The sequence below is a fragment of the Pseudomonas sp. SDO5522_S412 genome (genome assembly GCF_054071215.1).
This window is the reverse complement of record NZ_JBSVWQ010000157.1, coordinates 1-13,101: the sequence shown is the minus strand read 5'-3', so window position 1 is coordinate 13,101 and position 13,101 is coordinate 1. Positions and strand designations below refer to the sequence as shown.

Sequence of the window (13,101 nt, the reverse complement as noted above, 5' to 3'; positions counted from 1 at the left end):
GCGCCGACAGGCGGGGCAGAGCCCTTTGCTTACTTTGGGGCTTTTCCAAAGTGAGTCGCTGTAAGAGCGAAACCATAAGCAGCCGTTACCTAAATAACGGATATGTACCCAACCCTCAGGACTTCAGCGCCTTCTTAGGATAAATGTCATACCGACTGGATTTCCCATCCAACGCATGACTCGGCTTCACCCCCTCAATACAAGGCGCCTTACGCGGCCGCTTGACCACCACCCGATGACTGGCCAAAGCCAACGCCGCCGCCAACAACGCCGGCGCATCCGGATCATCCCCCACCAGCGGCCGAAACAACCTCATCTCCTTCTTCACCAACGCCGTCTTCTCCCGATGCGGAAACATCGGATCCAGATAAATCACCTGAGGCGGCTCCCCCTCCCAATCGCGCATCACCTCAATGGAGTTGCCCTTGAGCAACCTCATCCGCGCCACAATCGGCGCCACCTCAAAATCCTCTGCACCTCGCGCCAATCCATCTTCCAGCAACGCCCCAATCAACGGCTGGCGTTCAATCAGGCTCATCTCGCAACCCAGGCTGGCCAACACAAATGCATCCTTTCCCAACCCGGCGGTAGCATCCAGCACCCTGGGGCGCACGCCCTGCGCCACACCCACCGCCTTGGCAATCATTTGCCCGCTGCCGCCGCCATACAGACGCCGGTGCGCCGCCCCACCCTCCACAAAATCCACCCGCACCGGCCCCGGCGCCTCAGGCCCCAGCTGTTGCAACTGCAGCCCCTGCTCCCCCACCTGCAAGGCAAAGTCCGCCTCATCCAGTTGCAAAGGCAACCCCAGCTGCTCGGCCCAGTGCTGCGCACGCGCCTGAAAACCTTCGGCCAAGGCCTCGACCCGAATGCGGCTGGCCGCTGGTTGTTCGCTCATCGGTGACTACGCTCAAAAATATTAAGGATCGGCAAAAAGCGGCCGATAAAAAAAAGGATCCGGCATTTTGCCAGAGCTGAGCGACGATCGAGAGAAATGTCAGACATTCCTTCGCTATTCACCGGTGTACTGCCGACCCACAACCACTTCGGCCTGCGCAATACCCAAGCGCTGGCCGGCGTCAGTCATGTGTGGCAGGACTTCTTCGCCCAGGCGTTGGCCGAACAGCTCGGCGACACGCCGGGCGCGCTCGCCAAGTCGGTGGCGAAACCTGTGGACCCGGCGGTAGAACCCAGCGAAGGCAGTGACCTGCTGTCGCAGATCGTCACCCAGCGCGCCTGTGATGTGACAGACACCGAGATCGCCCCGCCCGAGCCGCTGTTCCTGCCTATCGCCGAATTCGAACTGGAACTGCTGCCACCGGCCCCGCCACCGTACCCGGCGGAAGAAGTGGTCGCCCAGCAAAAGCAGCAAAACTTCGAAAGCGCCTGGGTGCGCCCGATCGTCCTGACCGCCGGCCAACCGCTGCCCGAACCGGGTCCCGCGCCGCAACCACGCCCGCTGCATTTGCCGATCGCCGAATTCGAACTGGACCTGCTGCCACCACCACCGCCACCGTTCCCGGCAGAAGAGCTGGTTGAGCAACAGAAAGCCCTGGATTTCGACAGCCGCTGGGCGCGTCCGCTGATCCTGCACAACCTGCGCCTGGCCGCCTGACCCTCAGCGACACACCCACCACCGACCCATGTCCAGATGAAAGTGATTACGGTGGGCGGCGTTGTAATCCGGGCTCAACACCACATTGAAATCCTTGCAGGCGCCGTCGCGCACTTGCCGCAGGAAGCGCGCACGCTCGCCGTCACCCGGCCAATCCTTGAGCACACTGATGGTGCGCCCGTCCGCCAGGCGAAACCCGGCGATATCCAACGCATTGGCCGACGCATGCTGGCTGAGTCGCCCGTTGGCGCGGTTGTAGATATTGCGACAGGCAAAGCTGCCCAGGTGATCGACCCGCGTCACTGCCTGGCCAAACACCGCCTGGGCCGCTGGTTGCAGGCTATGGCGCTCGAACAGGGCGAACGCCACGGCCAGCGGGCAACTGGCGAGAAAGCTGCTGCTCAAGCCGACATCAGCGCCTTGGACCCGCAATGTATTGCGCAGCGGGCAAGCCGCGTCGGCAGGGCTGTCCGCCTGATGGGCGACCCGCAGCCCGGAGGTCTTCAGCACTTGGTCACATAGGGCAGGATCATCCTGCAAACGCCCAAGCTTGAATCGGGTCAGCAGGTTCGGGCTTGCCCGCACGTCCAGCGGCGCCCACGGGTTCCACTCATCGGGCAGCGGCACCCAGCCCCGCCACACGCCAACCAACACACCACCTGCCAACACCAGCAGCACGCCCAGCACCTTGAAGAAACGCACGCCTCAGCCCTTGAACAGTTGATTGGCCTGGTTGAACGGCATCGAGCGCTCAGTGAAGGTAAACGTGCCCAACTCATGAACCTCCTGGGCCGCCCTGAAGAACTCGCCATAAGCCGCCAGGGCCATGGCCGAGCCGACGCTGATGCGCTTGACGCCCATCTCGCTCAACTGCGCCACGCTGAGTTTCAGGGCGCCTGACATCAAGATATTCACGGGCTTGGGTGCAACCGCCTTCACCACCGCCAATACTTCCTCGGCACTGCGCAGGGCCGGTGCATAGAGCACGTCGGCGCCAGCTTCGGCGTAGGCCTGCAGGCGGCGAATGGTGTCGGGCAAATCCAGCCGGCCATGCAGGAGGTTTTCCGCGCGGGCGGTCAGCGTGAAGGGGAATGGCAAACTGCGGGCAGCGGCGACTGCGGCTTCGACGCGCTCCACGGAAAGGTCAAAGGGATAGATCGGGTCGACGGCAATTCCGGTGGCGTCTTCGATGGAGCCACCGACAATCCCAGTCGCTGCCGCCCGCAGGATAGTCTTGGCGCAGCCTTCAGGGGTGTCACTGAAGCAGTTTTCCAGGTCGGCGGCGACGGGCAGCGAGGTCGCCTGGACGATCGCCCCGGCATTGCCCAAGGTGTCTTCCAGGGACAACGCACCTTCGGCATCCGGGCGGCCGAGGCTGAAGGCAAAGCCGGCGCTGGTGGTGGCCAGGGCTTCAAACCCCAGGCTGGCGAGCATTTTTGCGGAGCCGGCATCCCATGGATTGGGCATCACGAACGCGCGGTCACGCTCATGCAGGGCCTTGAAGGTTTCGGCGCGAAGGGTTTGGGCATCCATGACTGACTCCTGTCGGGAAAAGGAGCCTTAGAGTAACCCCAGTTGCTCCGCTTCGGGTTCTCGATGCAGGGTGGGCAATGCCGGCAAGCCGGGCAAGCGCAGCATCAATTTCTCATGAAAGCGCAAGGCCAGTTGGGCGGCCAGGCGGTTGTCGGAAGTGTGAAGAAACACGTAGGGCATACGCCCCTCTTCGATCCAGCCGGCAACCTTTTCAATCCAGGGCACCAGGAACGGGTCATTGGCTTCCAACTCCGGATGGCCGATAAAGCGCACTTGCGGAAACTGCGTCAGCGCCGCCGGGCGAGGCGGCACCTTGGGCTTTTTCGATTGGGCGTGCAGCACGGCTGCCGAGGTGGAGGTGCAACTGAACAACGCACGCGGGTCCAGGCAGATGCGCTCGACACCGCGGTCGCGCAGCAAGCGGTTGAGACTGCGCTCGGCGTCGCCCTTGGCGAAGAATTCCGAATGACGCACCTCCACCGCCAACGGTCGCTCCAGCCCGTCGATAAACCCGGCCAGCTCACCCAGGCGCTGCGGGGTGAAACTGGCCGGCAGCTGCAACCACAACGGCGAAATACGCTCGCCCAACGGGCTCATCAACCCCAGGAAACTTTCCGCCGCCGGCAACTGCTCGATCAGGTTGCCGCTGTGGCTGATATCCCCCGGAAACTTGGCCGTGAAGCGAAAATGCCCGGGCATGATTTCAGCCCAGCGCTGCACGGTAGCGACGGAAGGACGGGCGTAGAACGTGGTGTTGCCCTCGACGGCGTTGAAGACCTGGGAATACAGGGCAAGGTAATCGCTGGAGCGGGCGTCGGCGGGATACAGGTATTCGCGCCAGGCGTTTTCACTCCAGGACGGACAACCGAGGTAGTAAGGCAACAGCATCAGATATGGATATCGAGGCCCAGCACTTCCATATCCCATTCGACAAAGCCGGCAGTGGTCAGGTAGCTGGCCAGGGCATTGGCGACGTTTTTGCTCATGGAGCGCGGGAAGATCATGTCTTGCTGGCGGGCAGGAACGCCGCTGGTGCGTGCACCGCCGGAACCCTGGGAACGGGTTGAAACAGCAGTGTTGTCAGACTGGATTTCAACAAAATCGGGCGAGTCTTCGACGGAGTCGTCTACCGTCACGTTCGCCTTGCGAGGCTTGCGCTTGAGGGGGTAGGACTGTGATGAAAAGCCGTCTATGCGCATACATGCGAACTCGGTATCGGTGATGGCATTTTAGTGGCGCTTTCCATGGCGCGCAAATGCTCTGGTGATAACTAGAACACATAATTGGTAAAAGGTTTAAAAGCGCGGGCAAATTCTGACGATTGGCTATTTTTGTCTGAAATTGCCCGCACTTTTGACGTCAAATAATCCCGCGTTCAGCCTTGGTCTGCGCCACTTTATCCCGCAGGTACACGGGCGCCGCCTGGTCCGCCGGAATCGCCTCGCCTCGCTCCCAGGCAAAGCGTGCCAGGGCCAGCAGGTCTTCGGCGTGGGGCAGCATCCCCGCATCCTGGCCGGCAAGCGTCACGCCAATGCGCTCGCCGTAGCCCCAGCCGGTCCCGGCACCGAACCAGTCGCCGCTGGCATCAGCCGGCAAGGCCGCCGTTTCAGGCGACAGCACAGCTTCAGCCCCCACCAGGCGCATCTCGCCAGCTGTTTCGCGGTAGCAGCCCCAATACACTTCATCCATGCGCGCATCGATGGCCGCCGCGACCTGGTTGGCGCCGTGTTCGCGAAATGCCCGCTGCGCCAGCACCGCCAGGTTGGACACCGGCAACACCGGACGCTCCAGCGCAAATGCCAGGCCCTGGACCACACCGATAGCGATGCGCACGCCGGTGAACGCGCCCGGGCCACGCCCGAATGCGATGGCGTCCACTGCCGACAAGGTGGTGCCCGCGTCCAGCAGCAATTGCTTGATCATCGGCAACAGCTTCTGCGCGTGCAGGCGCGGGATCACCTCGTAGTGGCTCGTAACCTTGCCATCGTGCAGCAGGGCAACGGAGCAAGCTTCAGTCGCGGTGTCCAGGGCCAGCAAGGTGCTCATCGGTGTATGCATCCACGTTGAAAAAAAGTGCGTCAGTATAAACAACAACGGCCCGCAAGCGGGCCGTTGTCAATCAAGCGGATGAACGATCAGATCAGCGCTTCCAGTACTTTGCCAGTGATGGCTTCAACCGAACCCACACCTTCGATGTGGCTGTACTTCGGCTTGCCCTGGGCGGCCGAGAGTTTCTGGTAGAAGTCCACCAGCGGCTTGGTCTGGGAATGGTAGACCGACAGGCGATGACGCACGGTCTCTTCGGTGTCGTCCTTACGCTGCACCAGATCTTCGCCGGTAACATCGTCCTTGCCCGCGACTTTCGGCGGGTTGTAGACGATGTGGTAGACGCGGCCCGAGGCCTCGTGAACACGACGACCGGCAATACGCTGCACGATCTCTTCGTCTTCAACGGCGATTTCCACCACGTTGTCCAGCTCGACGCCGGCCTTCACCAGGGCTTCAGCCTGGGGAATGGTGCGCGGGAAGCCATCGAACAGGAAACCGTTCTTGCAGTCGTCCTGGCTGATGCGTTCCTTGACCAGGTTGATGATCAGGTCATCGGAGACCAGGCCTCCGCTGTCCATCACGCTCTTGGCGATCAGGCCCAGCTCGGTGCCAGCCTTGACGGCTGCGCGCAGCATGTCGCCGGTGGAGATTTGTGGAATGCCGAATTTTTCAGTGATGAACTTTGCCTGAGTACCTTTACCGGCCCCGGGAGCTCCCAGCAGAATGACGCGCATCGATGTGCTCCTCAATTTTTTATAGAGATGACGCTCGGATTCGCCGCGTGGGGCCAATCTCGGAAATTTTGGGTCCAGGCCGCACAAACGGCCAAAGGCTGATCAAGATACACAGCAGGCCCAAACCACACAAGCCGCCGAAAGTAGGAGAAACCCGCGCCGCGCTGGCTTTATAGGCAGGTACAACCCTGACAGCAAAACGCCGGTCGCCAATTTTACGGCGACCGGCGCGGGGTATCTGCAAGCTATTGAGAACACGCCATAAATGTCAGCCGGTGTTGCGCAAACCAGCGGCAATACCGGCCACAGACACCAGCAGCGCCTGTTCCAGAGGGCTGTCCTGTGCCGCTTCCTGTTGCCGCGATCGGGCCAGCAATTCGGCCTGCAGCAGGTGCAACGGGTCCAGGTAGGTGTTGCGCAGGCGGATGAACTCCAGCGTATCGGGGCTGTGGGCCAGCAGCTGAGACTGGCCAGTCAGGCCAAGCACCACACTGCACGCCTGCGACAATAGGTCGCGTAAGTGCGCACCCAATGGCAGCAGATCGGGCTGCACCAATCGCTCGTCATACAGCCGGGCGATGTCGGCGTCGGCCTTGGCCAGCACCATTTCCAGCATATCGATGCGGGTACGAAAGAACGGCCACTGCTCGCGCATCTGCCCCAGCAACTCGCCTTCGCCACGCTCCAGGGCATTGTTCAACGCCGCTTCCCAGCCGAGCCAGGCGGGCAGCATCAGGCGGGTCTGGGTCCAGCCGAAGATCCACGGGATCGCCCGCAGGCTTTCAATGCCACCAGCCCGGCGCTTGGCCGGACGACTGCCCAGGGGCAAGCGACCCAACTCCTGCTCCGGCGTGGACTGGCGGAAATACTCGACGAACTGCGGATTTTCCCGCACCACGGCACGGTAAGCGCTGACACCGTCGGCGGCCAATTCGTCCATCAAGTGGCGCCAGGCCGGTTCCGGTGGTGGCGGTGGCAGCAAGGTTGCCTCCAGCACCGCCGCCAGGTACAGGTTGAGGTTTTGCTCGGCGATGTCCGGCAGGCCGAACTTGAAGCGGATCATCTCGCCCTGCTCAGTGGTGCGGAAACGCCCCGCTACCGAGCCCGGCGGCTGCGACAGGATCGCCGCGTGAGCCGGGCCGCCGCCGCGGCCTACGGTGCCGCCACGACCGTGGAACAGCAGCAGTTCGACTTGTTGTTCGCGGCAGATTTCCACCAGCCGTTCCTGGGCCCGGTATTGCGCCCAGGCAGCGGCGGTAGTGCCCGCGTCCTTGGCCGAATCCGAGTAGCCGATCATTACTTCCTGCGGGCCCTGCAGGCGGGCGCGATAACCCGGCAACAGCAGCAGTTTTTCGATCACCGGGCCTGCGTTGTCCAGGTCAGCCAGGGTCTCGAACAACGGCACCACACGCATCGGTCGTTGTACGCCGGACTCCTTGAGCAGCAGTTGCACGGCCAACACGTCCGACGCGGCGCCGGCCATGGAGATGACGTAGGAACCCAGGGACGCAGCCGGTGCGGCAGCGATTTCCTTACAGGTGTTCAGCACTTCGGCGGTGTCTGCCGAGGGTTTGAAGTAACCCGGCAACAAGGGGCGACGGTTGGCCAGTTCCTTCATCAGGAAGCTGATGCGCGCCTCTTCGTCCCAATCCTCGTAACGGCCGAGGCCCAGGTAGTCGGTGATTTCGGTCATGGCCGCGCAGTGGCGGGTGGAATCCTGACGTACGTCGAGGCGCACCAGGAACAAGCCAAACGTCACAGCCCGACGCAGGCAGTCCAGCAGCGGGCCGTCGGCAATCACACCCATGCCGCAGCTATGCAGCGACTCGTAGCACAGTTGCAAAGGCTCGAGCAGGTCGCGGTTGTTTTGCAGCACATCGGCGGGCGCCGGCGTGGTGCTGGTCAACGAGGTGTGGGCCCATTGGCGTGTGGCGCGCAGCCGCTCACGCAATTGCTTGAGCAATGCCCGGTAAGGTTCGACGCTGTCACCCACCTTGGCCTGCAATGCCGGGCTGGCTTGTTGCATCGACAGCTCGGAGGCCAGGTGATCGATATCGCGCAGGTACAGGTCAGCGGCCATCCAGCGCGCGAGCAGCAACACTTCGCGGGTGACCGGGGCGGTGACGTTGGGGTTGCCGTCGCGGTCGCCGCCCATCCAGGAAGCAAAGCGAATCGGCGCGGCCTCCAGAGGCAGGCGCAGGCCGGTAGCCGCGTGCAAGGCGTGATCGGCCTTGCGCAAATAATTCGGGATGGCGTGCCACAACGAATGCTCGATCACCGCAAAGCCCCACTTGGCTTCGTCTACCGGCGTGGGCCGGGTGCGGCGAATTTCTTCGGTGTGCCAGGCTTCGGCGATCAGGCGTTGCAGGCGATTGCGGATCTGCTCGCGCTCGGCGGTGGTGAGGTCGCGGTGATCCTGCAGGGCCAGTTGTGCGGCGATGGCGTCGTATTTCTGGATCAGGGTGCGGCGGGCGACTTCGGTGGGGTGAGCGGTGAGCACCAGTTCGATTTCCAGCCGGCCCAACTGGCGCGCCAGGGATTCGCTGCTGTGGCCTTCACTCTGCAGGCGCGCCAGCAGTTCCGGCAGCACCCGCGACTCGAACGGCGCCGGGGTTGATTCATCACGGCGATGGATCAACTGATACTGTTCGGCGATGTTGGCCAGGTTGAGAAACTGGTTGAAGGCCCGCGCCACCGGCAGCAGTTCGTCTTCCTTGAGTTGATTGAGGCTGGCACTCAGCTCTTCGCCGGCCACCTGCTCCGAGGCTGCGCCACGGCGGTCGGCCTTGGCGCCTTTACGGATCTGCTCGATCTTGTCGAGGAATTCATCGCCGTACTGTTCTCGAATCGTGTTGCCCAACAGTTCACCCAGCAGGTGAACATCCTCACGCAAACGTGCATCGATATCGCTCATCAGCCAATCTCCAGCAGAAAATCCGGGACGCTTTGATCTTCAAGAGTGCCGCCCACGGCGACGTCTTACAAGGAACTTTAAACCTTGTGAGTTGCAGCTAGTCTCAACAGTAAGCCGCAGCGTTATCCGCGCTGGCCGGCTGGTCACTCATCATCGCCCGCCGACCGCGGGCTCCATTGAGGTTGCCATGAAAATCCGAGAACTGGCCCAGCATTGGGAAGAAAACGCCAAGGGTCGCCTGACCAAAACCGAATACGCCATCCATCTGGACGTGGAAGCCGCCGCCAGGCTGGCGGCGATCTCCGAGATGTACCCCAAACGCCATACCGAAGAACTGCTCGGCGAGTTGATTGGCGCAGCCCTCGAAGAGCTGGAAGCGAGCTTTCCCTACATCAAGGGCAAGCAGGTGATTGCCACCGATGAGGAAGGCGATCCGCTGTATGAGGATGTCGGCCCAACCCCACGGTTTCTCAGCCTGTCACGGCGTTACCTGCACGATTTGTCAGCTCAGTCCGACAAGCAGAAACACTAGTAAACCTGCGCCTCAAAACCCTTGACCTCCCGTATTCAGGGCCTCCCACAGGCCCTGGATACCACTGCGCCATGCAAAAGTTCCAACTTTTAAACGCTGACCGTTCAGTCAAATATTTTTTTAGGCAAATCGCCATCTTCGCTGAACTATTCAAAAAAGCCTCCGGTCACAGCCAGTAAGCCATCACTTGGAACAGCCGTTTGAATAGGCGTCCTGAGCTAACCGCCGGGCCCCGCAGACACTGCAAGCCGGAGATGGATTTGATGTTTTTCAGGAGTTACCTAATGGAGTTGAAGACGATGAAGACCAGCACTGCCAAAACCTCGTTTAACCACCTGCGCGGGCTTAAATTGGCCGCGCTGGCAATCGGCACCAGCTTCGTACTGGCTGGCTGCGCCGGCAATCCGCCGACCGAGCAATACGCTGTGACCCAATCTGCGGTGAACAGCGCTGTCAGCGCCGGCGGTACCGAGTTCGCAGCCGTGGAGATGAAGTCTGCCCAGGACAAACTGAAGCAAGCTGAAATCGCCATGCACGACAAGAACTACGACGAAGCCCGTCGCCTGGCCGAACAGTCCGAGTGGGACGCTCGCGTAGCAGAGCGTAAAGCCCAGGCTGCCAAGGCCGAACAGGCTGTGAAGGATTCCCAGAAAGCTGTTCAGGAGCTGCGTCAGGAAGGCATGCGCCCGGCTGTGATCCAGCCGCAACAATAAGCCGCCGCCCCTGATTGCATTGCACCCGAAACCGAATTGAAAGGACGACACGACTATGCGTAAACAATTGATGATCCCTGCCCTGCTGGCGATGAGCGTTGCTCTGGCGGCTTGCTCCACCCCGCCGAACCAGAACCTGGAAAACGCTCGGACCAACTTCTCGGCCCTGCAAGCCAACCCGCAAGCTACCAAGGTAGCGGCGCTGGAAACCAAAGACGCCAGCGACTGGCTGGACAAGGCTGACAAGGCCTACCGCGACAAGGAAGACCAGAAGAAGGTCGACCAACTGGCCTACCTGACCAACCAGCGCGTTGAAGTGGCCAAGGACACCATCGTCCTGCGTGAGTCCGAAGCCAAGCTGAAAAACGCCGGTGACGAACGTGCCCGCGCCCTGCTGCAGGCCCGTGACGCGCAGATCAAGCAACTGCAAGACAGCTTGAACGCCAAGCAGACTGATCGCGGCACGCTGGTGACTTTTGGTGACGTGCTGTTCGCCACCAACAAGTCGGACCTCAAGTCCAGCGGCCTGGTGAACATCACCAAGCTGGCGCAGTTCCTGCGCGATAACCCGGACCGTAAAGTGATCGTCGAAGGCTACACCGACAGCACCGGTTCCGACTCGTACAACCAGAGCCTGTCCGAGCGCCGCGCCGCTTCGGTACAGCGCGCACTGGCCAACCAGGGTGTGGATATCTCGCGCATCGTGACCCAGGGCTATGGCAAGGAATACCCGGTTGCCGATAACGGCAGCGTTTCGGGCCGCGCCATGAACCGCCGCGTTGAAGTGACCATCTCCAACGACAACCAGCCGGTCAAGCCACGTTCTTCGATGGCCAACTGATCGATTGATGCTGGAAAAAAAACCCACGTTACTGTGGGTTTTTTTTCGGGTCGTCGAACCGCACAGGTCGGTTGGGATCCTCGGCTGGTAGCTCTATCTTCCCGCCGTAGCCATGTTCCGACAGCTTGTCGAGCAAGTGCTTGAGCTTATGATCCTCGGCGTCGAGCATTTCCAGCTTCTCGTGCCCCCTGAGCATGTTCACCATGTTGCTTATTGCAGCAATATCTATCGCCACCTTCTCGCCCCGACTCGTGTAAATCACATCGCTTCTGTGGTGCGTTACGCAATACGGTTCCAGATATTTCCATCATCAACTACGACTGCACCGGAGGGCCCAGCCCGCACACCACGCCGCCCGCTCCGTCGCTGAATGATCGTTTGAGGCCGCATGAAAAATCCCGCCAAATGGCGGGATTCTTTTATTTGCAGGCCAGGAATCAAGAGGTCCCAGTGCGCTTCAAGAGCATCGGGTCAGTAGCTTACTTGCGCCGAGTTATCCTGCTCCTGCCCTTTGAGTTGGGCCAGCTCCGCCTCGAGCCTCTTGAGCCTTTCCTCAAGGCTTTCTTCGCCCTGCGCGCCCTGTGCACCACCGCCTCCTTGGGCGATCTGGTTCTTCAACTTCTGAATATCTTGTTCCAATTGCTGAAGTCGCGAATCACCTCCCCCCGCACCGGCAGTGAATGGGGAAGACGAGTTGTTTACGCGAGGAATGTCCATTCAAGTGACTCCAAATTAAGTATCCGAGATAACCGATCCAGCGCTGCTGGCCAGTACGGAATCTGTGGCAATCCACTTAAAATGGTTCCAGACCTTTCCCACTTGACTCGCGCTACTGCTCCAATTGCGGCGTTTCCTGCCCCATGCAACGCACTGCCTGCTTCTTGCTGTTGACCAGTACGCCGGTCAGCCCTTTCTGTTCGGTATCAAACAGCACCAGTACGCCATCAACGCATTGCGCCACCTGGGCGGCCGGGGTCAGGGAGATTTTGTAATCCTCGCCCGGCACGGTCTTGAGCATAGTGAAGTCGCTGAGCAGCAACGCATCCTCGGGCTTGGCGAAGTGCAAATAGCCGTAGTACCACAGGCAGCCAACGGTACCGATGATGGTGCCGATGCCGGTGAGGATCAGGGGGATCATGTTGCGTTCTTCGCTCATTGCGGGTTCTCTGCGTTGGAATTCGGGGCCGCCGGGTAATTGGGGATTTCCCCCAGGCGGCGCAGCCCGTTGAAATGCTGGGGGTCGTCCAGGTAGCGCAGCATCACGGTTTGCCAGGTCTTGTCGGCAAAGGTTTGCACGTGGCCACCCCGGGTCAGTTGCAGCACCCGCGGTGGCGGCGCAGCCTGATACAGGCGAATGCCGTTGGAGAGCGGCACGATCGGGTCATCCAGGCTATGGAATAACAATTTCGGCACGCCGGTCAGCCGGGGCATGGCGTTGATCGCACTGTCGCCGTCCGGCACCAGCCACGACAACGGCAACTGGAACGGCCATGTTAGCCAGGAGGTGCTGAGGGCGAATTGTCCTACGTCACGATAACTGGCCGGCACACCGTCCAGTACCAGCGCCTTGAGCTGCGGCTGACGTTCGGGATGTTCCGCCAGGTAGTGCACCACTAGCGCGCCGCCCAGGCTTTGGCCGAGCACGATCAGTGGCTGGCCCTGGGTTTCGGGGGCGTTGTCGATCCACTTGAAAGCGGCGTCGATGTCCTGGTAAACCGCCGGCAGCGAAGGTTCGCCTTCGGACAGCCCGTAGCCGCGATAGTCCACCAACAGCACTTGATAGCCCTGCTCCGGCAGCCACCAGCTGCCGCCGAGGTGCCAGGCGAGATTGCCGCCATTGCCGTGCAGGTGCAGCACCGTGCCCTTGAGCGGCACGCCGGCCTTGGCCGGCAGCCACCAGGCGTGGAGCTTCAGGCCATCGGCGGTGGTCAATGTGACGTCACGGTATTGCAGGCGAGCCTTTTCCGGGGTGAACGGCATGCCGCGCTCCGGATAGAACAATAAGGAGCTGCAGCCGTTAAGGGTCAGTAGCAGGCAAAGAATGCCGAGGATTCTCATCCGTTGAAGCCTCGTGAATGGGTTGGGAACGATCCTGAAGACCTATGGAGATCAAAGGTGGGAGCGGGCTTGCTCGCGAATGCGGTGATTCAGTAACCACATCTGTTGCTGA

General features: G+C 61.2%; 16 protein-coding genes. 4 read left to right on the top strand and 12 right to left on the bottom strand.

What is annotated here, in order from left to right; genetic code table 11:
• Positions 1-115 precede the first annotated feature (115 nt).
• A complete protein-coding gene (locus ACW9I6_RS24045; protein WP_003219204.1) occupies positions 116-898 on the bottom strand; it encodes a class I SAM-dependent methyltransferase in 783 nt (260 codons plus the stop codon).
• A gap of 96 nt (positions 899-994) precedes the next feature.
• Here ACW9I6_RS24045 and ACW9I6_RS24040 point away from each other — a divergent pair, with 96 nt between their 5' ends.
• Positions 995-1,615 (top strand): hypothetical protein, encoded by a 621-nt coding sequence (locus tag ACW9I6_RS24040; RefSeq protein WP_032898688.1) that lies wholly within the window; start codon positions 995-997, stop codon positions 1,613-1,615.
• 3 nt (positions 1,616-1,618) lie between these two features.
• On the opposite strand, the gene ACW9I6_RS24035 is transcribed toward ACW9I6_RS24040, so the two are convergent.
• The 7 genes from ACW9I6_RS24035 to ppc form a co-directional block, all read right to left on the bottom strand.
• Positions 1,619-2,317: an extensin-like domain-containing protein gene (locus ACW9I6_RS24035; protein ID WP_087695213.1), complete on the bottom strand. Its 699-nt coding sequence runs from the start codon at positions 2,315-2,317 to the stop codon at positions 1,619-1,621.
• A 3-nt stretch (positions 2,318-2,320) separates the two neighbouring features.
• Entirely contained in the window at positions 2,321-3,148 is an 828-nt protein-coding gene (locus ACW9I6_RS24030; RefSeq protein WP_178911505.1) for an isocitrate lyase/PEP mutase family protein, read from the bottom strand.
• Positions 3,149-3,175: 27 nt separating this feature from the next.
• Positions 3,176-4,036, bottom strand: a complete 861-nt coding sequence (locus ACW9I6_RS24025; RefSeq protein ID WP_457339916.1) for a DUF72 domain-containing protein — start codon at positions 4,034-4,036, stop codon at positions 3,176-3,178.
• Positions 4,036-4,347, bottom strand: coding sequence for a hypothetical protein (locus tag ACW9I6_RS24020; protein ID WP_003219213.1), 312 nt, complete (start codon positions 4,345-4,347; stop codon positions 4,036-4,038). The genes ACW9I6_RS24025 and ACW9I6_RS24020 overlap by 1 nt, the downstream gene beginning before the upstream one ends.
• Before the next feature lie 160 nt (positions 4,348-4,507).
• On the bottom strand, positions 4,508-5,194 hold the full coding sequence (gene tsaB / locus ACW9I6_RS24015) for a tRNA (adenosine(37)-N6)-threonylcarbamoyltransferase complex dimerization subunit type 1 TsaB (protein ID WP_003219215.1): 687 nt from the start codon (positions 5,192-5,194) through the stop codon (positions 4,508-4,510).
• An 89-nt stretch (positions 5,195-5,283) separates the two neighbouring features.
• A complete protein-coding gene (gene adk / locus ACW9I6_RS24010; protein WP_008431098.1) occupies positions 5,284-5,931 on the bottom strand; it encodes an adenylate kinase in 648 nt (215 codons plus the stop codon).
• A 268-nt stretch (positions 5,932-6,199) separates the two neighbouring features.
• Complete coding sequence (gene ppc / locus ACW9I6_RS24005) at positions 6,200-8,845, bottom strand: phosphoenolpyruvate carboxylase (RefSeq protein ID WP_102368213.1); 2,646 nt, start codon at positions 8,843-8,845, stop codon at positions 6,200-6,202.
• Between the two features lie 187 nt (positions 8,846-9,032).
• Here ppc and ACW9I6_RS24000 point away from each other — a divergent pair, with 187 nt between their 5' ends.
• The 3 genes from ACW9I6_RS24000 to ACW9I6_RS23990 all read left to right on the top strand — a co-directional run bounded on the left by ACW9I6_RS24000 (position 9,033) and on the right by ACW9I6_RS23990 (position 10,931).
• Positions 9,033-9,377 (top strand): hypothetical protein, encoded by a 345-nt coding sequence (locus ACW9I6_RS24000; protein ID WP_003219222.1) that lies wholly within the window; start codon positions 9,033-9,035, stop codon positions 9,375-9,377.
• 284 nt (positions 9,378-9,661) lie between these two features.
• Positions 9,662-10,090 carry a DUF4398 domain-containing protein gene (locus ACW9I6_RS23995; protein ID WP_003219226.1) on the top strand — a complete coding sequence of 143 codons (429 nt, stop codon included), beginning with the start codon at positions 9,662-9,664 and terminating at the stop codon, positions 10,088-10,090.
• A 55-nt stretch (positions 10,091-10,145) separates the two neighbouring features.
• On the top strand, positions 10,146-10,931 hold the full coding sequence (locus ACW9I6_RS23990; protein WP_003219227.1) for an OmpA family protein: 786 nt from the start codon (positions 10,146-10,148) through the stop codon (positions 10,929-10,931).
• A 28-nt stretch (positions 10,932-10,959) separates the two neighbouring features.
• Here the strand turns inward: ACW9I6_RS23990 and ACW9I6_RS23985 are convergent, their stop codons facing one another.
• The 4 genes from ACW9I6_RS23985 to ACW9I6_RS23970 all read right to left on the bottom strand — a co-directional run bounded on the left by ACW9I6_RS23985 (position 10,960) and on the right by ACW9I6_RS23970 (position 12,989).
• Positions 10,960-11,193 carry a hypothetical protein gene (locus tag ACW9I6_RS23985; protein WP_008431103.1) on the bottom strand — a complete coding sequence of 78 codons (234 nt, stop codon included), beginning with the start codon at positions 11,191-11,193 and terminating at the stop codon, positions 10,960-10,962.
• Between the two features lie 209 nt (positions 11,194-11,402).
• On the bottom strand, positions 11,403-11,648 hold the full coding sequence (locus ACW9I6_RS23980) for a hypothetical protein (RefSeq protein ID WP_008431105.1): 246 nt from the start codon (positions 11,646-11,648) through the stop codon (positions 11,403-11,405).
• 112 nt (positions 11,649-11,760) lie between these two features.
• A complete protein-coding gene (locus ACW9I6_RS23975; RefSeq protein WP_003219233.1) occupies positions 11,761-12,087 on the bottom strand; it encodes a hypothetical protein in 327 nt (108 codons plus the stop codon).
• Positions 12,084-12,989 (bottom strand): alpha/beta hydrolase, encoded by a 906-nt coding sequence (locus ACW9I6_RS23970; RefSeq protein WP_457339915.1) that lies wholly within the window; start codon positions 12,987-12,989, stop codon positions 12,084-12,086. Before ACW9I6_RS23970 ends, ACW9I6_RS23975 begins: the two co-directional genes overlap by 4 nt.
• Between the last annotated feature and the right edge of the window lie 112 nt (positions 12,990-13,101).